General features: G+C 60.3%; 13 protein-coding genes. 1 reads left to right on the top strand and 12 read right to left on the bottom strand.

The genetic code is table 11. The features are described from left to right. Window positions 1–7: 7 nt before the first annotated feature. The 3 genes from fdnG to E8L03_RS15860 form a co-directional block, all read right to left on the bottom strand. Window positions 8–3,046, bottom strand: a complete 3,039-nt coding sequence (gene fdnG / locus E8L03_RS15870) for a formate dehydrogenase-N subunit alpha (protein WP_171267881.1) — start codon at window positions 3,044–3,046, stop codon at window positions 8–10. A 174-nt stretch (window positions 3,047–3,220) separates the two neighbouring features. After that, window positions 3,221–3,622 (bottom strand): winged helix-turn-helix domain-containing protein, encoded by a 402-nt coding sequence (locus tag E8L03_RS15865; protein ID WP_171267880.1) that lies wholly within the window; start codon window positions 3,620–3,622, stop codon window positions 3,221–3,223. 16 nt (window positions 3,623–3,638) lie between these two features. Further along, a complete protein-coding gene (locus E8L03_RS15860) occupies window positions 3,639–5,300 on the bottom strand; it encodes an FmdE family protein (RefSeq protein ID WP_171267879.1) in 1,662 nt (553 codons plus the stop codon). 676 nt (window positions 5,301–5,976) lie between these two features. Here E8L03_RS15860 and E8L03_RS15855 point away from each other — a divergent pair. After that, complete coding sequence (locus E8L03_RS15855; RefSeq protein ID WP_167512551.1) at window positions 5,977–8,439, top strand: methyl-accepting chemotaxis protein; 2,463 nt, start codon at window positions 5,977–5,979, stop codon at window positions 8,437–8,439. Between the two features lie 230 nt (window positions 8,440–8,669). Here the strand turns inward: E8L03_RS15855 and prs are convergent, their stop codons facing one another. From prs to E8L03_RS15810, 9 genes are all read right to left on the bottom strand, one after another. Continuing rightward, window positions 8,670–9,590 (bottom strand): ribose-phosphate diphosphokinase, encoded by a 921-nt coding sequence (prs, locus tag E8L03_RS15850; protein WP_171267878.1) that lies wholly within the window; start codon window positions 9,588–9,590, stop codon window positions 8,670–8,672. 286 nt (window positions 9,591–9,876) lie between these two features. Then, window positions 9,877–10,629 (bottom strand): HpcH/HpaI aldolase family protein, encoded by a 753-nt coding sequence (locus E8L03_RS15845; RefSeq protein ID WP_144306260.1) that lies wholly within the window; start codon window positions 10,627–10,629, stop codon window positions 9,877–9,879. Window positions 10,630–10,722: 93 nt separating this feature from the next. Further along, entirely contained in the window at window positions 10,723–11,712 is a 990-nt protein-coding gene (locus E8L03_RS15840; RefSeq protein ID WP_144306259.1) for a C-terminal binding protein, read from the bottom strand. A gap of 19 nt (window positions 11,713–11,731) precedes the next feature. Next, the gene (locus tag E8L03_RS15835) at window positions 11,732–13,018 is read right to left on the bottom strand and encodes a TRAP transporter large permease (protein WP_144306258.1); all 1,287 of its coding nucleotides are present in this window, start codon (window positions 13,016–13,018) and stop codon (window positions 11,732–11,734) included. Window positions 13,019–13,026: 8 nt separating this feature from the next. Then, the gene (locus E8L03_RS15830; protein WP_171267877.1) at window positions 13,027–13,575 is read right to left on the bottom strand and encodes a TRAP transporter small permease; all 549 of its coding nucleotides are present in this window, start codon (window positions 13,573–13,575) and stop codon (window positions 13,027–13,029) included. 73 nt (window positions 13,576–13,648) lie between these two features. After that, entirely contained in the window at window positions 13,649–14,521 is an 873-nt protein-coding gene (locus E8L03_RS15825; protein ID WP_171267876.1) for a TRAP transporter substrate-binding protein, read from the bottom strand. A gap of 197 nt (window positions 14,522–14,718) precedes the next feature. After that, on the bottom strand, window positions 14,719–15,621 hold the full coding sequence (locus E8L03_RS15820; RefSeq protein WP_167512549.1) for a dihydrodipicolinate synthase family protein: 903 nt from the start codon (window positions 15,619–15,621) through the stop codon (window positions 14,719–14,721). A 20-nt stretch (window positions 15,622–15,641) separates the two neighbouring features. Next, entirely contained in the window at window positions 15,642–16,418 is a 777-nt protein-coding gene (locus E8L03_RS15815) for an IclR family transcriptional regulator (RefSeq protein WP_167512548.1), read from the bottom strand. A gap of 788 nt (window positions 16,419–17,206) precedes the next feature. Further along, entirely contained in the window at window positions 17,207–22,900 is a 5,694-nt protein-coding gene (locus tag E8L03_RS15810; protein ID WP_171267875.1) for a CheR family methyltransferase, read from the bottom strand. Window positions 22,901–23,214 lie beyond the last annotated feature (314 nt).

Here is a 23,214-nt window from a genome sequence, read left to right as displayed (position 1 = left end):
TCGCTGGTTAAGCGAGTTCGCTGAGCGAGTCCGCCTTACGGACGTTGACGCAGCAGGCTTTGTACTCGGGGATGGTGGTGTTGGGGTCACCGACCGCGGGTGTCAGCCTGTTGGTCGAGTCGCCGCACTTGGGCGTGGTCCATCCGAAGCAGAACGGCATACCGACCAGATGGACGGTTTTGCCCTGCACCTGGAATGGCTTGATGCGGACCGTGACCATTGCGATGGCCTCGGCCCTGCCGCGCGCGCTCTCGATAATAACGCCGTCGCCGTTTTTGATGCCCTTCTCTTTGGCCAGCTCGTGGCTCATTTCCACATAGAGCTGGGGTTCGGTTTCCAGCAGGTTGGGCACATTGCGGGTTTCACCGCCGCCGCACCAGTGCTCGGTCACACTGTAGGTGGTGAGCACAACAGGGTACTTGGGATCGGCGGGCGCAGCCAGCACGTCCATGTCGCTGCCGACGGACTTGTAGCAGGGGTTGTGCAGCTGCGTGGAGAACGGATGACTCGCAACGGGCGTTTCCACCGGCTCGTAATGCTCGGAGAACGGACCTTCCATACGTCCGGGGCCGTAGATCTGGCCATAGCCGTTCTTTTGCATGATGAAGGGATGCTTACCCTTGCCGGTTGCCAGGGGCGGCCAGCCGCCGTCGGGCACGTCGCCCACCCACTTCTCGCCGGTCCACTCGATGACCGCCTTGTCCGGGTTCCACGGCTTGCCGTTGAGATCCACGGAGGCACGGTTGTAGAGGATGCGGCGGTTAACCGGCCAGCACCAGGACCAGTTGGGATAGAGGCCGATCTTGGCCTGCATCTCGGTCTGCTTGGGATCGCGGCGCTTCGACTTGTTGCCGTCCTCCTCGGTGAAGCTGCCGGCGTAAAGCCAGTTGAGGCTCATGGTGGCGCCGTCGTCGGTCAGAGCGGTGAAGGAGGGCACGAGCTGGCCCTTCTTGTACTGCTTGTTGCCGACCTTGGTGTCCTTGGTGAAGAAGCCGTTGATCTTCTTGCAGACTTCCTCGGCGTCATACTTCTCGGGCCAATCGAGCCAGGTGACCGCCTCGGGCAGCACGCCCCCTTCCTTCTCGTACTTCTTCTTGAGGATGTTCATAAGGGGCACGAACATCTCGCCGAAGGTGACAGCGCCTTCCGGCGGATCGATGGCTTTGTAGTGCCAGAGCAGCCAGCGGCCGGAGTTGGTCACCGAGCCTTCCTTCTCCACGCGGTGCGCGGACGGCAGCAGGAAGACCTCGGTCTTGATCTTCTTGGGATCAACGCCGGGACGGTGCCAGTTGTCCGTGGTTTCGGAGTGGTGCAGCTCGGCCGTCACCAGCCAGTCCAGGTTGTCCAGAGCCTTGCGGGTCTTGTTGGAGTTGGCCATGGACTGCATGGGGTTCAGGCCGATGATGAAGCCACCCTCGATCTCGCCGCGGTACATGCGATCGAAGAGGAAGATATACGAGTAGTCCTCGCCCTTTTCGATCTTGGGCAGCAGGCCGTAGCAGAACTGGTTCTCCGCGGTAGCCTTGTCGCCGTACCAGGCCTTGAGCAGGCTGACAAAGTACTTGGGCTTGTTCTGCCACCAGTTGGCGCTTTCCGGATCATGGCTCACCGGCGTGTTGGCCTTGTTGTAGTCGTCCAAGGTCTGCCAGGTGTTGTTGGGCATGGCCATGTAGCCGGGGATGATGTGATACAGCAGGGTGTGGTCCGTGGACCCCTGCACGTTGGGCTCGCCGCGCAGGGCGTTGATGCCGCCGCCTGCGATGCCGATGTTGCCCAGCAGCAGCTGAATGATGCCGGCGCTGCGGATGTTCTGCACGCCCACGGTGTGCTGGGTCCAGCCCAGTGCGTAGAGCACGGTGCCGGCCTTGGTGCCTGTACCGGTGCTGGCGTAGTTCTCGTACACACGCATCAGATCGTCCTTGGAGACGCCCGTGATGTCCGAGACCTTGTCCAGGGTGTAGCGCGAGTAGTGCTGCTTGAGCAGCTGGAACACGCAGCGGGGATCCTGCAGCGTGGCGTCGCGCTTGGGCACGCCCTTGTCGTCCAGGGCGAGGTTCCACTTGGAGCGGTCGTAGCTGCGCTTTTTGGGATCATAGCCGCTGAACAGGCCGTCCTTGAAAGCGTAGCCATCGCCGACGATGAGGCCGGCGTTGGTGTAGTTGACCACGTAATCCTTGAAGTACTTCTCGTTCTCCAGGATATAATGGACCATGCCGCCCAGGAAGGCGATGTCTGTGCCGGAACGAAGTGGTACGTGGAAATCGGAGCGGGCCGAGGTGCGCGAGAACTTCGGGTCCACGTGCATCACGGTCGCGCCGTGGGCTTTTGCGTCAAGCACCCACTTGAAAGAGATGGGGTGGTGTTCGGCAGCATTGCTGCCCATTATCAGAATGGCATCGGCATTTTTAATGTCGATCCAGTGATTCGTCATCGCGCCGCGTCCGAACGACTCTCCCAGAGCCGCAACTGTGGCGCTGTGTCAAATACGGGCCTGGTGGTCCATATGGACGACGCCCAGGCTTCGCATGGCTTGATGGATAAGTGCGCACTCTTCGTTGTCGGCGTGGGAGGTGCCGAGAACGAACATGCCGTCGAGTCTGTTGACCGTGTCTCCCGCGTCGTTCTTTTCCCTCAGATTCTTGTCGCGGGTGTTCTTCACCAACTGGGCGATGCGCTCAAGCGTCCAGTCCCAGTCCTTTTCCACCCACTCCTCGCTATTGGGAGCGCGGTACAACGGCTTTTTGAGCCGATCGTCGTTGCGGGTCATGCTGAGCATGGCCGCGCCCTTGGCGCACAACGCGCCCTGGTTGATGGGGTAATCCGGATCACCCTCGGTGCCCACCAGTTCGCCGTCCTTCACGTACGCCACAAGGTGGCAGCTGACGGAACAGAAGGGACAGACCGTGATGACTTCCTTGGCCCCGTCGATCTTCAGGTCCGCCGCGTACGCTTCCGAAGGCGCCAGGTTGAGACCCAGCTGCCCCAGGGAAGCGCAAGCAACGCCCGCCCCGGTGAGCTTCAGAAAAGTCCGCCGTTTCAACTCCATAATGTCCTCCTTGGCCTGCACCCCGCCGAACATGCACGGCGACCGCCGGTCCACAGTGGTACGGTAAAAATTCCTCAGCCTTTGGGAAAACCTACCACCTCAGCCCGGTACCGGCAATAATAAATTCAACTATTTTAATATGTTAACACAAGCATACCTGTTTAATTTAACCACTTACTCCCCGTACCGGTGCACCGCGAACGGAAACATGGCCGCGCTCGACGCCGCCTTGTTCTCCACCTCGTCGTAAAGCTTGCGGAAATCCGCCACGAGATCCGCGGCGAAGGGCGTGAGCTTATAGCCCCGGCCGCCGCACACCTTTTCCAGCAAGGGCTCGGCCAGCGCCTCCTCCGTGGTCTTCAGCTTGCCCCAGGCGGCGCGGTAGGACATGCCCAGACGCTCCGCCGCCTTCTTCAGGGAGCCCTCGTCGCGGATGGCCTCCAGCAGAAGCAACCGGCCCAGGCCGAGCATCACGCCATCCTCCGTCTCCAGCCACAGACGCAGCCGGACGACCGGGTGCGGGCCGTTATTCCGGCCACCCGGCGAAGGCGAAGGACGAGGCTTGCGGCGTTTCATGATCCGGTTCCTGCTCCTATGTCCCGAAAGAGCACTTGGGGTAGACGCAGACGCGGCACTCGCGGCACAGCCCACCGTTGGCCAGCGAGGAGAGATTCGCCCGCGTGATCTCCAGCCCGGCCAGCAGCCGCGGCAGCAGGATGTCCAGGCTGGTGGTCTTGTGGAACAGTGCGCACGCCGGCGTGCCCAGAATGCGTATGGGGCCGCGGCGGGCCACCAGGGTCATGGCGCCGGGCAGCACCGGCATGCCGTAGAGCATGTCCGTCACTCCGGCCTGGACCAGGCCCTGGCGCGTCACGTCGTCCGGGTCCACGGAAAGGCCGGCCGTGGTCAGGAGCAGCTCGCATCCCTCGGCGGCGAGCCGCTCCACAGCCGCGGCGATGCGGTCCGCGTCGTCCGGCTCGATCATCGTCTGGAAGGGCTCAATACCGAAGGCCCCCAGCTTGCCTGCCATGGTTTCGGCGAACTTGTCCTCGATGCGGCCCTCGAAGACCTCGGTGCCAGTGATCAGCACCGCAGTTTTGGGCTTGGCCAGAGGATGCATGGAGAACAGCGGCCCGGACTCCAGCAGGCCCAGGGCCGTGCGGAAGTGGTCGCTTGAAATATACAGGGGGATGGCACGGGTGCCGGCCACGCGAGTGCCGGCCGTGACCACGCTGCCCGACTTGCGGCAGGCGGCCATAACCTGCGGCAGGCAGTTGAACCGCTCCAGCCGTTCGACATCCGCCAGGAACAGGCCGTCCTCCTCGGCGATGAGGTTCACCTTGCCCTCGCGCGGGGAGCCCTCGGCGACAACGCCGGGACCGGACATGGCCTTGGCGAATGCCTCGGCCGCCGTGTCCTCGTGCACCCAGTCGCCCTCGGGCTGGTTCTCTTCCAGATAGATGTTGGCGCGGCCGATCTGCTGCAGCCGGCAGACATCGCCGATGTCGATCATCTGCCCCTTGCGCAGGAACACGCCCTTGGACACGCCGGGCTCCACACGCGTCACGTCGTGCGCGATGCGCCGGCCCACAGCCTCGCTCAGCGGCACGGCCCGAAGCGCCGGTCCGGCGCTCTCAACGGATTCGCTCGCATACGGGGCCTCGCCCTGGCAGCCGCGGCACACCCCGCCGTGCTTGAGCGGGTACGCCTCCTTGCAGATTGGGCACTCGCCGATGGCGCCCTTGCCGCGGCGCTGCATCATGCTCTCACGCACCTGCACGGGCTGAATCGTGAGCAGCGAGCGTCCGTGCAGCCGGATGGCCTCGCGCAGCCCATCTGAATCCTGCTCCGGCTTGGGCAGCTTCTTCATCAGCCAGATGTCGATGTCTTTGTGCTTTGCCAGCTCGTCCTGATCGAGACCGATGCGCACGCCCTCGCCGGTGTGCTTGTCGTACAGGGTGACGGCGTAGCGGCCCAGGTTGATGACCTTGAGCCAGCCGTTACCGATGGTGCATGGGGTGAGCATCTGCACGGCGTCCGGCAGGCACCACGAGGTCTCGCTGATCGCGTCGAAGAGCACGCCCTCGGGCATGTGGCGCATGGCCTCGTCCACCATGATGCCGCCAAGCAGCAGACCAGGGGCCGGGTAATTATGAAATGCCCGCGCGGCCTCGATGAATTCTTCGAATGAGTACGGCCCGATGGAGGACCCGGCGGACTTGGGCTCATACGCTCCGACCATGGTTTCTGACATGCGCACCCTCCGGAAGTTGGCATAAAATTATTATGTCAGAATTGACATAATAGCAATTCCAGAGATGCCACAGGGGTCATAATGCGTCAATAAAATGTCCAACAGGCATCGTATGTTAAAATAAACACAAGCCCTTTACATATTGAATTTCTCTATCTGACCCATCAGCATATGCCCAGGCTAACGAAATCGACACACTTTCATTGGGCCTTCAATGCATGCAGCTTCGGCATTGACACAAACAATTCGCTTTACTTTATCCGCAACCTTCCCTATCCAAGCGCCTCGCACAAGGGTCTTCCACCCTTCACACAGGAGAACCACCTTTCACAAACTGCACCAATTCTATCTAGCTGGGGCACAATACAACGCTTCTCCGTTGGCTACATCCCGCAACGGCTGATGTCCGCGTGTTTTTAATGTTATAACTCACTGCGGAGCAATATCTTATCTTTGTTATACGTGTCTTAAGGCTTTACGAAACTTTTTTCCAGAACTTGTTCTTTGGCTGGGAAATGCACTATCTACTGCACCACTTCATCAGTGCCGATATTGCGATTCTGACTACATTCACCTCTTTCGCGCACGTGTACTGCTACAGACCGAACGACGGGGCGTCTCCGCCATGCATTTTCTTATGTGTCGGGCAATTGTACCAGTACTTCAGGGGGGATTTATGGTATCTGAGATGCGCACCCGTTCGTTACTCAATTCCATCAGCATCAAGCTCAAACTCCTTATCGGCTTCGGAATGACACTGCTGCTTCTCTGTGTCGTTGCCTGGGTGGGGAACATGGGTCTCGGCGAAGCCCGCGACGGTACTGTGCGGTACAGAAACATGGCGCGGGACGCCAACCTCGCCGGCCGGATGCAGGCGAACCTCCTTCTGGCCCGAATGAGCGTGAAAAACTACATGATTTCCGCCAGTGACGAGTCCCTGGAGGAATATCGCCATCGCATGGACCTGCTGCAGGGGTTTCTGCAGACCGCCGAGACGGAGATCATGGACCCTGAGCGGGCAAAATTGGTCAGCGACGCCAAGGCAAAGCTGGAGGAATACCTGGCGGGCTTTGAAGAGCTCAAGTCGATGAGCGCCGCCATGGTCGAGCACGTCGCCGCCATGGATAAGTCGGGCGAACAGATGACGAACGCCATCCGCCAGATCGCCGAGTACTGCGCGCAATACGAACTCTTCAGCTGTCTGGACACTGTTTCCGAGATCAACAACCACCTGATGCAAGGCCGTCTCGCCATGGCCTCTTATCTCTGGAACACCCACAATCCAGCCGACGCCCAGAAGGCGCACCAGGAGCTCGCAACCTTTCAGAAGCTTATCAAAGAGCGCGACGATTCCGGTGAGAGCTCAAACGTGCGAGCGCTCTACGAGACGCTGTTTGCTTCCTCAGAGGAGTATCTCGCAGCAAGCTACGCAGAAATGGAATTGGCCGAGAAGCGCAAGACCGTCATTGACGGGACACTGGACCGGCTGGGCCCGGTCATCGCCGACGACTTCGAAAAGGTGAAGCTCTCCGTGATTGCCGAGCAGGACAAGCTCGGCCCGGTTCTTCAGGCCAGAAATCAGAAGCTGAACCGAACCATCCTGATTGTCAGTGTGATCGCACTGGCACTTGGTGCCTGCATCGCCATTCTCCTGTCCCTCACGATATCCCGCCAACTCGGCAGGGCCATGCGCTTTTCCCAGGCCATCGCCGCCGGCGACTTTGGCGCCACGCTCGACATTCACGGCCGTGACGAGGTCGCCAGGCTGGCCCAGGCAATGCGTATGATTCCTGAGACCTTGAACAAGGTTGTGGACGAGTTCTCCCGCGTGAGCCTGAAGATCCGGCACGGCTATCTGTATGAACGCGGCGATACGGCGCCGTTCCAGGGCTCATTTGCGGAAATCGTGGCTTCAACGAACCACATCGCCGATGCGTACTCGCATTATCTGGACGAAGTCCCGACTCCGGTCATGACCATCGATAAATCATTCAAAGTCCGGTACATGAACAAGGCCGGCCTCGACATGGCCCGGACCGACAAAAAGTCGATCCTCAACGCCAGATGCAGCGACATCTTCCGGACGCCAGACTGCGGAACCCGAAGCTGCGCCTGCCAGCACGCCATGGACACCATGGACAAAACGTCCAGGGAGACACAGGCAAGGCCGGCGGATCTGAATCTCGATATTGCCTACACGGGCATTCCCATCATGGAGAACGGTTCGGTCATCGGGGCCATCGAGGTCATGGTGGACCAGACCGAAATCAAGAACACACAACGCAGGATTCTCGACGTTGTCGAGCAAGCGAACAGCTTGTCCGACCGCCTGGCCTCCTCGGCCGACGAGCTTGCCGCCCAGGTGGAACAGATCAACCAGGGAACGGCAAATCAGCGCGACCGCGTATCCGAGACCGCCACGGCCATGGAGGAGATGAACGCAACGGTCATCGAGGTCGCCAAAAACTCAAGCGAGACCTCGCAGAACTCGTCCCGGACCAGAGACAAGGCCCTGGAAGGCGCAGACATCGTTCAGCAGTCCATGGCCGCCATCTCCAAGGTAAGCGCTTCGACCGAGGAGCTGCTCGCCAATATGCAGACCCTGTCGGAACGTTCTGAATCGATCGGCTCGGTGATGAACGTCATTTCCGACATCGCCGACCAGACCAACCTCTTGGCGTTGAACGCCGCCATCGAGGCGGCTCGCGCGGGTGAAGCCGGCCGCGGATTCGCCGTGGTTGCCGACGAGGTTCGCAAGCTGGCAGAGAAGACCATGGCCGCAACCGGCGAGGTCGGCGCCAGCATCCAGGCGATCCAGGACGCGACCCGCAAGAACGCCGCCAACATGCAGGAAGCCTCCGAAGAGGTCGGGAAGGCTTCAGACCTTTCCGTCCAATCCGGCAGTGCGCTCCGGGAGATCGTGCAGTTCATGGAGATCAATGCGAATCAGGTGGAGAGCATCGCCACTGCGGCCGAGCAGCAGTCCGCCACTTCGGAAGAGATCAGCCGCGCCGTCGACGAAATCAGCACGATCACCAACGAAACCGCGGAGAGCATGAGGCAGTCGGCCATCGCCGTCCAGGAGCTGGCAGACATGTCCAATGACTTGAGCACGCTTATGGCCAGGCTGAGCAGCTAACCGGCACCCCGGCTGCTTCTGGATTCCGCATACGCATCGGCGCCCGTTTGCCATGGCCCTGGTGGAGAGCAATCGCCTTTCTACCAGGGCTGGCGCCTGTGCACCCGTTCCGCGCTTTCCGATGTTCCTTTGTTCCTTGGGAACGCATCAGCCCCACGCGGCAAGCCGGGCGCACGTCGCGAAATCGCTCAACAATACCTCGGCATTTTTGCCGGCCGGCAACGACGCGCTCAGCCTTGCATCTCCGAAGCCAGAATCGTGCGGATGGACTCGGCCAGGCTGAGCACCTTGAACGGCCTGGCGCACCCGATCTCCCGGACGGCGCGCGGGCAGGAGTCGGTCAGCCAGAAGTGCTCGAACCCTGCGTCGATGAACCGTTCCCAGGATTGATTCGGGAAGACGCCGTGGGTGGCGTAGGCGCTCACCTGCGCCGCGCCCACCCTTTTCAGCATGTCCTTGGCTGCGATGAGGGTGGAGCCGGACTGGACCAGGTCGTCGATGATCACGGCGTGGCGGCCTTTGGGATCACCCTCGCGCAGGAAGATCTTCCGCGTGCCGTTCTCGCGCCGCTTCATGCACACGGCCTGGCCAAAGCCCTCGAAGATGCTGCCGAACCGCTTGTAGGCGCCGTCGTCCGGGAAGACCACGATGGGGTTTTCGAGCTGTTCGATCTCTTTCTTCACCAGCGGCAGCGCCGTCTCCAGCCTGGGGATGACCTGATCGCTGAAGTAGAACCGTTCCTGCAGGGCGTGGATGTCGTAGATAAGGACCTGTGGCGCGCCGGAGATGGTCATGGGCACCACGGAGAGCATGCGCGCCAGAGTGGCCGCCGTGGCGATGCGGCCGTCGCGGTCCACACGTTCCATGGTGCCGGTGGGGAAGTACGGCAGCACCACCTTGAAGGAGCGGACGCCGTACCTGGGCACCTCGTAGATGAGCGAGAGCTGCGGGAAGATGTCCGCGGGCGAATCGAAGGAGGCGAGCATGGCCACGTCGTTGTTGCGCAGGCACTCCATGTGCTCGACCCACAGATCGGGGTAGCCGTCGGGAAAGGACTTCCACTGCACCGAGCCCAGGACGAACCGCGAGTCGCCCTCGGCGATGCGCCTGGCCAGCGCCTCCATCTGTGGAGCATACAGGAGCGTGATCATGACCGGGTCGTAGCCCTATTCCCGGTATTCGTCAAAATCCCCTGGCCGGACAGCACACCGAAAAAGCCCTGCTTCCCAGTGTACGGCTGGTTGGCAGGGCTTTTCTTCTGGCCGGGGGCCGTTTTTGGAGGGGCGCGTCATGCGTCGACATCCTTCAACACCTGGCAGCGATTTATTGAACGCCACCTGCTCCCAGCGCCGGCGGCTTTCGCATCAAAAAAAAGTGAAAGTGTGGGAACGAAGCGGGGATTATGCGAACTCCCCGCTCCGTTTGTGGGGAGGCAATCTACATCGCGGCCATGAAGGTTTTGTACCGTTCCGTCAGGACCACGAGATCGACAGCATAGGCAATAAACTTAAAGCCCTGGGAAATCCGCAGCTTTGCGTCTTCCTCGTTGCGCACGTACGTGCCCGTGCACATGCCGGCCTCGTTGCAGATGTTGGCGAAGTGGGCAATGGCCTCCTTGACAACCGGATGGTCCAGCTCGCCCGGGTAGCCCAGGGAGACGGACAGGTCGTAGGGGCCAAGGAAGATGCAATCCAGGCCAGGCACCTTCACGGCGTCCGGCAGGATGTCCAGAAACGCCTTGGTTTCGCAGTGGACGATTGTCAGCAGGTCGTCATTGGCCGTCTTGAGGTATGATTCGAAGTTCTTTCCGAATCCGGTGGCGCGGGTGGGGGCCACGCCGCGCGCGCCTGCCGGCGGGTACTTGCCGTACTTCACGGCCAGCTCGGCTTCCTCCACCGTGTCGATCTGCGGAACTTCCACGCCGCAAGCGCCCTGGTCCAGCGCACGCATAATGTACGCGCGATTGAGCATCCGCGGCCGGATGATCAGGGAAAGACCACAGGCGTCGCCTTCGGCGAGCATGGCCTCGGCAAGGGAGTCGTCGATGCCGGCGTGCTCCAGATCAATGATGCCGAAATCCATGCCCGCGTTCGAAAGCACCTGCGGAATACAGGATGCAGCAATGTTGATAAAGCTGCCGAATACCGGTCCTTTTTTGAGCTTTTCTTTTAATGCTTTCTTCTCTAGCATGTGAAGACTTCCTTCATATTGATGAGTTATGAGGGTTGGCAGAGCACTTTCTGCGTGAAGAGGGGACACGGCGGCCACCGTGCCCCTCTTTGTTTAGGACTTTGCCTTGCCAATCACCTCGCGGTTGACCACATTGTAGGGCTCGCCGCCGGTAAGAAACGTCACGGCGGTTTCACCGGCCATACGCTTCAGCGCCTCGAAGGACTCCAGCGAGCGGTAGGCGATGTGCGGAGAAAGCACGACGTTGTCACGTCCGAAGAGCTGGCTGCAGAGCTCCTTGGGCGGTTCTTCTTCCAGCACGTCGAGGGCGATGCCCGCCAGCTTGCCGCTGTCCAGGGCGCGGAGAACGGCCGCCGTATCGATCAGAGCGCCCCTGGCCGTATTCACCACGAACAGTCCGTCCTTGGCCTTGGCCAGGTTCTCGTCGTTGACAATGTGGATGGTCTCCGGGGTAGCCGGGGCCATGACGGCCATGACGTCGGACTCCCGGAACAGCGTGTCCAAATCGACCTTTCGGGCGCCTGTCTCCTCGAAGAACTTGTCGGGCAGGAACGGGTCGTATGCCAGGAGCGTGTAGCCCAGCACCTTGGCGAACTCGCCCAGCTTGCGCGCGATGCGCCCATAGCCCAGCAGGCCGAGCTTGCGCAGGGAGACGCGGCGCATGGTGTAACCTTCGTCCTCGCTCCACACGCCGGCATGCACGCGGCTGCTGTAGAAGACGATCTTGCGTTCCAGAGCCAGGATATCGCCCAGGGCGTGGATGGCCACTTCTTCGACGCCGTAGTCCGGCACGTTGCAGGCGTAGATGCCGTTCTTGGTGTGGTCCTCCAGGTTGAGGTTGTCCACGCCGATGCCGCAGCGCACCACCATCTTCATCTTGGGCAGCTTGGAGAGCACCGCGTCATCGAGCTTGACGTAGATGCACAGACAGGCGTCCGCATCCTGGGCCTTTTCCACCACTTCTTCAGGGCTGTTGCAGTCCAGCACCGCAAAGTCCACGCCCTTTTCCTTGCACAGCTTTTCTACTTCCGCGTACGCGCCTTCAGGGTAATGATGTCCGTCCAGGACAACGAGCTTACTCATATCATTCACCTTTTCTCAGTTAATTTGCATTGAGCAGATGCACCAGGACCATGGTGATCTGCGGGAAGATGACTATAAGCGCCTGGGCCAGCAGCATGACGCCGATCCACGGCAGGATGGCCTTGGCCATTTCATCCAGCGATATGTCGGCTATGCCGCATGTGACAAAGAGGTTCACGCCCAGTGGCGGGGTGATAAAGCCAATGGCCAAGTTGGTCACCATCATGATGCCGAAGTGGATGACGTCCACCTGCACGCCCATCACGACCGGCAGGAGTATGGGAGCCAGAATGATGATGGCGGCCAGCGTCTCCATGATGCAGCCGACGAAGAGCAGCAGGAGCATGACGAGGAGCAGGACGATGAGCGGGCTGCTGGAGAACGAGGAGATGCCGTTGGCAAGGGTGTCCGGCACGCGGTTGATCGTCAGGATGCGGCCGAAAGCCGTGGCCGTGCCGATGATGATCAGGATGGTCGCCGTGGTCAGGGCGCTGCGGGACAAGATCTGCGGAATGTCCTTCAGCTTCAGGTCCCGGTAGACGAACAGGCCCACGACCAGGCCGTAGATAACGGCGATGGCGGCGGCTTCTGTGGGGGTGAACACGCCGGAGTAGATGCCGCCGAGGATGACGACCGGCACGAGCAGGGCCCACTTGGCTTCCCAGAAGATGGCGAAACGCTTGGCCCACGGGACCCTCTGGTCGTCACAGCGGTACCCCCTCTTGCGGGAATAGATGTACGCCCAGCCCATGAGCAGCGAACCGATGAGAATGCCCGGGAAGATACCGCCGATGAACATGTCGGAGATGGATGTGTTCACCGCCACCGCGTAGATGACCATCGGGATGCTGGGGGGGATGATCACGCCGATGGCGCCGGCCGTGGCGATAAGGCCGCAGACAAAGCGCTTGTCATACCCCTGCCGCAGCATTTCCGGAACCATGATGCCGCCGATGGCGGCCACTGTGGCGGGTCCGGAGCCGGAGATCGCGGCAAAGAACATGCACCCGAGGATGGTGACCAGGGCCATGCCGCCCGTGGTTGCGCCGACAAAGGCGTTGGCCGCGCCGAGCAGGCGCCGCGATATTCCGCCCGTGCCCATCAGCTCGCCGGCAAGAATGAAGAAGGGGACGGCCATGAGCGGGAAGGAATCCAGCCCGGTGGTCATGCTCTGCGCGAGATACCGCAGGCTTACGACATCTGATTGCAGGATCGCGGCGACTGCGGAAAGCCCCAGGGAGATACCGATCGGCACGCGCAGCAGCAGACAGACAATCAGAGCGACGAAAAGTACTAGTGTTGTCATGATGACTCCTAACCCGCAGCTTTCTCTATTTCACCAAAGTTGCCCTGCTGAATCAGCTTCACCTTCTTGTATATCGACTGCAATAGCCTGAAGCACACCAGTGTAAATCCGACAGGCAGTGCGCAATAGACTAATTGCATTGATATTTCCAGGGCTGGAGTCGTTTGACCTGTAATACCTATTCGCTGAACAACCTCTGCACCATACCGCACGATGATGACTGCAAACGTTAAGAACAGCACATCTGCGAGAACAGATAAATAGGCTGCTTTCTTTTCCGTCAGGAACAGATTGATGGCATCGATGCTGATGTGCCTTTTCTTCTTCACTCCGTAGCTGATGCCGATGTTTACCATCCAGATAAACAGATACCTGGCGAGCTCCTCGGACCAGGACAAAGAGTCCTGCATCACATACCGCATGATGACCTGAAGTCCGACGAGGAATGTCATCCCTGCAAGAAGAATTACAACGATTACTTCTTCCAGATATTGATCCACCATCTTTAAGACACGCATGTCCGCCTCCATCCGTGCCGGAGCCAGATACTCCGGCACGGTGTTTCCAATCGAAGGCCCTCCAAAAGAAGTCTTCGCTCAATTCAAAGGTCGGGAACAGAAGTCGTGCGGACTACTTCAGCACTGTATTCCGGAAGATCTCGATGGTCTCAGGAGAGACGCGCTCTTCAGCCATCTCGAGGGCAGGTTCGATGGCGATGCGGAAGGTGCTGCGTTCTTCGGGCGTGAGGTCGGCGAACTCGATGCCGCTGTCCAGGATGCCCTTGCGGCACTTGTCTTCCAGCTCGACGGCCAGGTTGCGCTGGTAGTCGCGCATCTCTTTGCCCGTGGTGAGGATGATCTCGCGTTCTTCGTCGCTCAGATCGTCCAGGAACTCCTTGTTGATGACCGGAATGTAGGAGGTGAAGATGTGGCGGGTGTTGGAGATATACTTCTGCACTTCAAAGAACTTGCAGTTGTAGATCAGGGCGTAGGGGTTTTCCTGGCCGTCCACGGTGCCCTGCTGCAGCGCGGTGAAGACCTCGCCGAAGGACATGGGCGTGGGGTTGGCGCCAAGCGCTTTCCAGGCGGCCATGTGGATGGGGTTCTCCATGGTGCGCAGCTTGATGCCTTCCAGGTCCTTGGCTTCGCGGATGGGGCGGATGTTGTTGGTAATGTTGCGGAAACCGTTTTCCCAGTAGCCCAGGTTCACGATGCCCTTGGCGGCCATCTTCTTGTCCAGGGCCTGGCCCAGCGGACCGTCGAGCGCCTTCCACACGGCCTCGCGGGAGGGGAACGTAAAGGGTACGTCCAGAACGAAGAGATCGGGAACGAAAGCGGCCAGAGGAGAGCTGGAGCCGGAGCAGCAGGTCACGTCGCCGAGCATGACGGCTTCGTACAGCTCGCGGTCGTTGCCGAGGGCCGCATTGGGATAGATTTCGACACGGATGTCGCCGTTGGTCCTGGCTTCGACCTTTTCCTTGAAGAAGACCCACGCGAGATGCATGGCGTCGGTCTCGGGCGTTGCATGACCTACCTTGATGACTTTTTCTGCATGAGCCGACTGTACGGTTACTGCCAGAAGCAGAGCACACACCAAAAGGGCTAATACTTTCGTCGCTTTCATTCGATGCTCCTCAAGGGGCTAAAGGGACGTTGACAATGCACGCCAAGGCAGACTGGCGAACTGGATACCTTACCTTGTTAGGACGTATTCGACGGATTGAGCAGAGAGGCGATCCGCTCCTTCAACAGTGCGACGCCATCGGCCTCTTTCGCGCTCAGATCCACGCGCGGCGGTCCCATGGGGAAGCCGCGAGCCTCCAGACCGAGCTTGAAGCCGACGGGGAAAGCGGCGCCGAACATCATGGCGCGGATGGGTTCGAGAATGCTTTCCTGAAGGACTCTGGCTGCTTCATACTCTCCAGCCTGGAAAGCGCCGTAGATCCCGGTCATGACCTCGGGCATGATCCCGGAGGTGGCCGTCATGCAGCCCTTCCCGCCCATGTGCAGGCTGGCCAGCAGACCTTCCTCGCGGCCCGTGAGCATGGCGATCTCGCCGCCGGCCTCGCGCGCACTGTCCTTGTAGTGGAGAAAATCCACGATGCTGCCGCTGGAGTCCTTCATGCCCACTACATTGGGCAGACACGCCAGACGCCCCACGACGTCGTACGGCAGCGGCTGCGAGAACAACGGAATGTTGTACAGGATCACAGGCATGTTGCTTTCTTTGGCCACACGGACAAAGAACTGTTCCATCATGGATGTTGTGGCCTTGTAATAGTACGGCGCTGAAGCAACGACTGCGGCGCAGCCTATCTTGTTGGCATGATGCGCCAGGCTGATCGCCTCATCGGCCGTCGTGGCCGGAACACCCGGCGTTACAGGCACCCTGCCCCCTGCCTGATCCACCACAATGTCCATCAGGTGGCACTTCTCCTCATGGCTCAGGTGGATAGCCTCACCACACGAGCTTACGGGGAAAAGGCCGTGCAGACCCTTTGTGATCATGAACTCCACCATTTCACGCAGGACCGGCTCGTTGATCTGCCGGTCTTCCGTAAACGGGGTGAGCATGGCTGGATAAATTCCTTCGAGAGCAAACACGTTCAATTCCTTCGTTGTTGTTATCTCGTGGGCAAACGCACACCCAGACTGTGCGAAAGCTGTCGTGATACTTCCATGAGGCTGTGGGCGAGCTCCTCCATGCGGCGGTATGGAACCTGGTTCGACGGGCCGGCCACACTCAGGGAAAGGGGCGGTCCCTGGATTCCGTACACCGGCGTGCCGACGCATCGCGTGCCGGCGTCGGCCTCCTCGTCGTCAATGGTCCAACCCTTGCGCCGGGCCTCCTCGATGTGCTCGATAAAAGCCTCGCGCGTGATGATGGAGTTCTTCGTGGCCTGATGGAGGGGCAAGGTCCGCACAAGCTCATTGAACAGCTCGGGGCCTGCGGAAAGCAGCAGGCTCTTGCCGAGCGCCGAGGTGTTCAACGACACGCGCTTGCCTTCCCACGAGTTGACGATAATTGCCTGATTGCACTCCACCTTTGCCAAGTATACGCCCTCGGCCCCTTCCAGGATTCCCAGGTGGCTGGTCAGCTGCACCTCGTCTGTCAGCTTCCGCATCAACGGCAGCGCTTCTTTCCGGACATCGAGATGCCGAACGGAGAGCGCGCCGAGCTCGAAAAGCCGCAGCCCGAGGGTGTAGCCACCACCGGAAGAAATGCGTAAGAGGCCGAGGGAGACCAACGTTTTGATGAGCATGTAGGCGCTGCTTTTGGGCAGGCCGAGCTCAGAATGAATAGTAGTGAAGCTGCAACCGGGCTTGAGCCCGACAAAGTCGAGCACTGCAACAGCCCGTGAAATTGCAGGAATCTGGCCACTCTGTTTTGCTTTTTCCATGAGAACCGCTCCTTGTTCGTTATTTTGAACCAAGTTCAATATAACGAACAAAGTTTTGCCTGACAAGAGCCTCTTTGGCATCTTTGGGCGAAATTTGCTTGGCGTAGTTACACATTACGGTCCTCGGTAGAGTAATCATCGCACTGTTTGGTTCATCATAATGAACCGAGTTCCTTTTCATGAACAGCTCGGAGGGTAGAGAAGTCACCTTTTTGTGTCAAGGCATAAACTCGTCCTGCATGCTAAAATTTTTTACCTCTTTAATTTTTACAAATAGTACGCCGGTATTGCTCCAAAAATACATTCCAAAAACATATGACGCTACAATCCCTATTGATGGAGTAGTTAATTCCTGCATCTGCCCGGCTCATGCTATAGTTATAACTTTCACAATAACTTTCCGATATTTCACTCATTCGCTCGTTTGCAATAGATAGTGTACTGCGTAACATCGCGACAGCAATCTATTCCTTCCTGCGCATTCCTGCTCCTGCCATCGCCTTCTGCGACAGATCCTTATGCCCTGCCCCTCTACGCCTATTCCACGAATCGATTAGCCCTGCGCCAGGGGCCTTTTTACCTTGAAATATGGTGCTGCCCGACAGCAGGAGCACCGTGGAACCGGTCGCCTGCACCGTTCACATAAGAAAAACGGCGGCCGGGATTGTCTCTCCCGACCGCCGTTTTCCCCGTCGCTTGGGACCTGCGATGTCGATCCGTTCACCCGGCGATGCGGGCGACGGCGTGGTGTTGGTGTGGGTCAGGCGCGTCCGGCCTGCCCGTCTTCGTCATGAGTCGTCTGTACCCGCCGGTGGTTGCCTGGCGCATCCAGGTTTGCTCGCCACTTCATCCAGCGCCTTGCAGAGCTGGGCGTACTCCACGGGCTTGGCAAGGTAGTAGTCCATGCCTGTTTCGATAAAACGCTCGCGGTCACCCTCCATGGCGTAGGCGGTGAGCGCTATGACCGGGATGTCCCTGGCCACGCCTTCGATCTCGCCAGCCCGGATGCGGCGTACGGCCTCGTCGCCGTTGATCTCCGGCATCTGGATATCCATCAGCACCACATCGAAACCGCCTTCGGCCAGGAGCTCCAGAGCCTTGCGGCCGTCGCCCGCCAGCAGGGCGTCGTGGCCTGCGCGTTCGAGCATGTGCAGCATCACGACCTGGTTGACCGGGTTGTCCTCGGCCAGAAGCACCTTGAGCGGACGGAATCCGGAGGCTGTGACCTCGGCCGCGTCGGCGTCGTGCGCTTCCTGCTCCGCTGTATCCACATCAAAGTGGGCTGTGAAGTAGAAGGTGCTGCCTTTGCCAAGCTCGCTCTCCACCCAGATCTCTCCGCCAAGGAACTCGACCAGCTCGCGGGAAATAGTCAGGCCCAGGCCTGTGCCGCCATATTGCGGATGCGCCGAGGCCCAGCCCTGGGCGAAGCTTTCGAAGATCTGCTCCAGCTCGTCCCCGGGGATGCCCACGCCCGTATCCTCCACCTCGAAGCGCAGCCGCACGTCGCTGCCGGCGGTCTCATCGACGGCCACCCGGACCTCCACCCAGCCTTCAGGGGTGAACTTGATGGCGTTGCCGATCAGATTGACCAGAATCTGGCGGAGCCGGCCCGGGTCACCCCGGAGCTGCGGCGGCACATCCGGCGATATCGACACGTTCAGCTCCAGCCCTCGATCGCTGGCCGAGCGACGCATTGGCAGCAGCACGCTGCCGAGCTCTTTTTCGACTGAGAACGGAGCCTGGGCCAGCATCACCTTGCCGGCCTCTATCTTTGACAGGTCCAGAATATCATTGATGATATCCATCAGATGATCACCCGAGCTCCGCAGCACTTCGAGGTACTCGCGCACCTCCGCCCCGGGCCTGCTCATCAAGGCCAGCTCCGCCATACCCAGAATGCCGTTCATGGGCGTCCGGATCTCATGGCTCATGTTGGCCAGGAAGGTGGACTTCGCTTTGTTGGCGGCCTCGGCCTGCTCCTTGGCGTAGGTGAGCTCGACCTCGGTCTGCTTCTGCAGGGTCACATCCTGGGTAATGCCGGAAAAGCGTTCGGGCTCGCCCTTTTCGTCATAGGAGACCTGACCGATGGCCCGAATCCACTTCTCCTGCCCATTAGGAGCTATGGTGCGGTAGTTCTCATCGAAAATGCCGCCTGTTTCCAAAGCTTCTTCGATGGCGAGCCTGGTGGGCTCCCGGTCGTCGGGGTGCAGCCTGTCGAAGAAAAATTCCAGGTCCGCTTCCTCATCAGGGGAGAGCCAGAAGTGCTCCTTGATCTGCCGGTTCCATTCGAGCTTCCCGAGGGGAAGGGGGTTGGACCAGATGCCCAGGTCCGTGGCCTCGACGATAAACTGAAGCTGCTCCAGGGTTTTCCTCTGCGCCTGTTCGGTCTTTTGCAGAGCTTCTTCGGCCTGCTTGTTCCTGGTTACGTCGATAAAGGCGTTGATGGCGCCGATAATCTGTCCCTGGCCATCGCGTATCGGATCGATGTTGACCGATATGATGACAGGCATTCCGTCAGGCTGCTTGATCATCACCTCCCGGCCGCGGAAGCTCTCGCCCCTGCTCAGGGCCTGCACCATGGGCCGCTCGTCATGCGGCATGGCCGATCCGTCCAGCCGGAACATGTCCAGGGAGGTGCAGTAACGCTGATCGGCATTCTCCAATCGTGGCCTGCGTCCCCAGACTTTGACCGCGTGGTCATTATAGTAGGTGATAATCCCGTCTTCATCGCAGGTGTACACGGCTATGGGGAAGACCGAGGCAAGCTGTCGGTAGTTCTCTTCACTCTCGCGCAGGGCCATTTCAATCTGCTTGCGCTCGGTGATGTCCAGGCCATAGAGGTTGACGTAGCCGCCGTCACGGACCGGAGCCAGGCCCACGGCGAATGTCTGGCCGGGCAGCTCCACCTCGGACATGCTGACCTTGCCCTCTTTCAGGGTGGCCGCTATCAACTTCCGGAGCTCATCGGACGGCGGTTCGCCCACCTTGGAGCTCCAGTGCTCGAGAAACTGGGCGCTGGCCTTGTTCGCGTAGATGATGGTCCCATCGCCATCGAAGCGCATGACCGGATTGGGGTTCTCCTCGGGGAACCTGGCCAGATTCCGAATCTCCTCTTCAGCCTGCTTGCGCTCGGTAATGTCGTAGTGGACCCCGACCACACGCAGGGGGTGCCCCTTCTCGTCATGGTACATACGTCCCACGGCGGCCAGCCAACGGATTTCCCCGTCCGGCCGAATGATGCGCATCTCCTCCTGCAGATCGCCGCCCTGCTCCACCGCAGCCTCCAGGCTCGCCCTGGCCTGTGGCCGATCGTCCGGATGGACCCTCTCGAAAAACCTCTCAGCGCTCTCGCGCCCGTCTCCAGCAGGGAGGCCGAGCAGCTCGTACTCCCTGTCGCTCCAGAGCGAGCTGCCGGTGTGCATGTTCCACTCCCACATGCCCATCCGCCCGCTTTCCAGGGCCAGCTTGAGCCGCTCCTCGCGATCGCGCAGGGCCTGCGCCGCCTCGCGCTCCTGCGTGCAGTCGCGGAAGGTGACCACGGCGCCCAGGATTGGGCCATCGGCCCCCCGAATGGGCGCTGCGCTGACCGAGAGGTAGATGGGCTCCTCATGGTCCTGAGTCTGCCACAGCAGATCCTGTCCATGCACGACCTCGCCATGCACGGCCCGCCAGCTGGGCAGATCTTCCCTCTTCGCCGGCCCGTGGCCTGGAATGGAGATATTCAACGACCTGATCCGCTGGTTCACGTCCGCTGCGATTGCGCCTGGTGCAATTCCCACCAGGGTCTCGGCGGACGCGTTGATCCGCTGCACCTCGGCTTCGGGCCCGAAGACCACCACCCCTTCGGTGATGGCGTTCATGGCCGCGTCCAGCTCGGCGGCGCGGCGCTCGGCTCTCCTGCTCGATGCTTCGAGCTGGGCCGTCCGCTCTTCCACTCGCGCCTCCAGCTCGGCGTTCAGCTGGCCCAGCTGCTCCTGGGCGTGCTTCAGGTCCGTGATTTCGGCAAAGGTGATGACCACGCCGTCCACGTCACCTTTTGGGCCCACATAAGGGATGATGCGCTTGAGATACCACTTTCCCTGGCGGCTCTGCACTTCGCGCTCCAGGGGCTGCAACGTATCGAGCACGCGGCGGGAGTCTTCCTTGATGGTCTCGGATCTCAGGATGTTGACCACATGGTCGATGGGGCGCCCCACATCGGTGTCCACAATGCGGAAGATCTCCGCCGCCACCGGCGTGAAGCGGAAAATGCGCATGTCCCGATCGAGGAAAACCGTGGCCACTTTGGTGCTTTCCAGCAGGTTCCCCAGAAACGTCTGGGAAAGGGCGAGCTCGTCGATCTTGGCCTGCAGCTCGCAGTTGGAGATGGAAAGCTCCTCGTTCAGGGCCTGCAGCTCCTCCTTGCCCGTCTCCAGCTCCTCGTAGCTGGATTGCAGCTCCTCGTTCATACTGAGGAGTTCTTCGTTGGAGCTTCTCAGCTCCTCGTTGACGTCCTCGTAGGCATCCACAGCCTCCTGATGCTGGCTGCGCGAGCTGTCCAGCTCGTTTTCGAGCTGCTCCACCAAAGCGCGGTCTATACACCCTTCGAGCTGGAAATTCGGATCGACATTTTCGATCCCCTGGACCTCTTCGAAGGCGATGAGCAGGTACTGTCCGCCGTACATCTCCAGCGGCTTGACCATGAGGTCGACGAGGCCAGCGCCCTCCTCCAGGCGAATGCCCCGCACCTCCACTGCCTCCTTGCCCTTCAGCGCCTTGCCTACTGCGGACCGGAGCTGGAGACGCAAGGGCTTGCGGGCCAGCTTGTACAAATGGCTGGTTATGCCGCCCGGCGTGAAGTTGAGGAAGGCGTTCACGTCCCCGTGGATGTGCAGCACATTGAGGTCCAGATCCACCAGAAGGGAAGGCCGGCCATACAGATCGATGAGCGCCTGTCCCAGAAGCTCCCTGGGCTCCGGCCTCTGGTTGTCCAGATCCTGTACTGTAAATCTGTTGCCCAGCGCCTGGCGCGGAATGTGTGGCAGCCGCACTCTGTCCTTGATGCCTTCCTTGCGCCTGTAGATACGCCACTTCTTGTCCAGCGGCTCGAAAAGCCCGCCCTGGCCGCCCAGGCTCTCGGAAGGCCCCAGGAAGAGCAGCCCCTTGGGCCGCAGGGCATAGTGTAAAAAGGAAACAACCTTGGCCTGCGCGTCGTTGACAAGATAGATGAGCAGGTTGCGGCAGGACACGAAGTCGAGGTTGGTAAAGGGCGGGTCCTTGAGCAGGTCGTGCTCGGCAAAGACGATGAGGTCCCGCAGACGGGGGGCGACCTCGAAACCGCCGGAGGTAGCTTTGAAGTACTTTTTCAGCAGCTCTGGCGAGATATCTTCGGCGATGGTGGCCGGATAGAACCCACGCTTTGCGGTCTCCAGCGATCGCGTATCCACGTCGGTCGCGAATATCTTTATGTCGTGGGCCTTGTCGGCCTTCTCACCGCGTTCGGCCGCCAGCATGGCCAGGGAGTACGCTTCCTCGCCGGTGGAGCAGCCCGCCACCCACATGCGCACGGGCTCGCCCTCCCCCTTGCCGCGAAAAATCTCGGGCAGGACCTCCTTGCGAATTCGCGAGAAGGCGTCTGCATCGCGAAAAAAGCGCGTCACGCCGATGAGCAGATCCCCGATCAGCGCCGCACGCTCGTCGTTGTCCTTTTCCACGAAAGCCGCATAATCGCCGAGCGACGACATGGCGGAAAGCAGCATCCGCTTATGGATGCGGCGGATGATGGTGTTCGTCTTGTAGGCCGAGAAGTCATGGGCTGTCTCGTGGTTGAGGCTCCCCAGAATCCGCTGCACCTGCTCGCGTGTCTCCTGATCCTCCTCGGCTCCGGGCTTGAGGGCCTCCTGGCGGGACAAACGCAGGTGCTCCGCCAGCCGGGCCGCGATCTCATGAATATTAAGGCTCAGGTCTGCCAGGCCCGTTTCCTTGGCGCAGGCCGGCATGCCGGGGTGGGCGGCTGTGGACGGCTCCTGGACGATGACAAGCCCGCCAGACTCCCGGACCTCGCGTACGCCGCCGGCCCCGTCGCAGCCAGTGCCGGACAGGATGACGCACACGGCGTTGTCGCCCTGGTCTCTGGCCAGGGAGGACATGAAGGTATCGATGGTGCGGTGCAGGGGCTCGTCCACCCCCTTGCAGAGCTGCAGCCTGCCTCCGGAGATGGTCATGCAGTGGCCGGGCGGGATGACGTGGATGGTGTCGGGCCTCAGGAGCAGGTCCTGGCTGGACGCAAGAACCTTCATATCGGTGTGGCCGGCAAGCAGCTCCCCCAGCATGCTTTTATGGTCCGCCTGCATGTGGGTGATGATCACGTAGGCGGCCCCGGTGTCTCCGGGCAGCGCCTTGAAAAGAGCCGTCAGCGTCTCAAGCCCACCGGCAGAAGCGCCAATGGCGACGATGGGAAACTGCAAGACTTCACGAGAGACCTTGACTGCCGGTCTGGCCATGAGGCTCTCCAGATAGAGGCTTACTATAGATATCCCGCACGATCCGAGAATTCGACCTGCCGATATTTCAAATCGTATTGATAGCTCATAGTCATTGGGGCGTCTACAACCCTACTCCTTGCACACCTCTGCCACCCTGCCGGCGCCCGATCCGACAAGACGCTCTGCTGGCCGAATAAATTGCCAGAAATCGGGCAGACATTCAGCACACCGGGACGCCCTCGGGAGTGCATCAAGCCACGTCATTCTCCACGATGACAGCATTTTTCACAGAATGAAACTGTCAGGATATTCCGAAGAATGCCCGACCACAC

It is taken from the genome of Oceanidesulfovibrio marinus, assembly GCF_013085545.1.
GTDB classification, from domain to species: Bacteria; Desulfobacterota; Desulfovibrionia; order Desulfovibrionales; family Desulfovibrionaceae; genus Oceanidesulfovibrio; species Oceanidesulfovibrio marinus.
Note: the sequence above shows the minus strand (reverse complement) of the source record. Positions and strands in the feature narration are given on the sequence as shown.

Excerpts from the sequence above, each read along its gene's own strand:
- E8L03_RS15815 (WP_167512548.1), bottom strand. The coding sequence starts at position 16,418 with ATGGAAAAAGCAAAACAGAGTGGCCAGATTCCTGCAATTTCACGGGCT.
- E8L03_RS15810 (WP_171267875.1), bottom strand. The coding sequence starts at position 22,900 with ATGGCCAGACCGGCAGTCAAGGTCTCTCGTGAAGTCTTGCAGTTTCCC.
- E8L03_RS15855 (WP_167512551.1), top strand. The coding sequence starts at position 5,977 with ATGGTATCTGAGATGCGCACCCGTTCGTTACTCAATTCCATCAGCATC.
- E8L03_RS15865 (WP_171267880.1), bottom strand. The coding sequence starts at position 3,622 with ATGAAACGCCGCAAGCCTCGTCCTTCGCCTTCGCCGGGTGGCCGGAAT.
- E8L03_RS15840 (WP_144306259.1), bottom strand. The coding sequence starts at position 11,712 with ATGAGTAAGCTCGTTGTCCTGGACGGACATCATTACCCTGAAGGCGCG.
- E8L03_RS15860 (WP_171267879.1), bottom strand. The coding sequence starts at position 5,300 with ATGTCAGAAACCATGGTCGGAGCGTATGAGCCCAAGTCCGCCGGGTCC.
- E8L03_RS15835 (WP_144306258.1), bottom strand. The coding sequence starts at position 13,018 with ATGACAACACTAGTACTTTTCGTCGCTCTGATTGTCTGTCTGCTGCTG.
- prs (WP_171267878.1), bottom strand. The coding sequence starts at position 9,590 with ATGATCACGCTCCTGTATGCTCCACAGATGGAGGCGCTGGCCAGGCGC.
- E8L03_RS15825 (WP_171267876.1), bottom strand. The coding sequence starts at position 14,521 with ATGCATCTCGCGTGGGTCTTCTTCAAGGAAAAGGTCGAAGCCAGGACC.
- E8L03_RS15845 (WP_144306260.1), bottom strand. The coding sequence starts at position 10,629 with ATGCTAGAGAAGAAAGCATTAAAAGAAAAGCTCAAAAAAGGACCGGTA.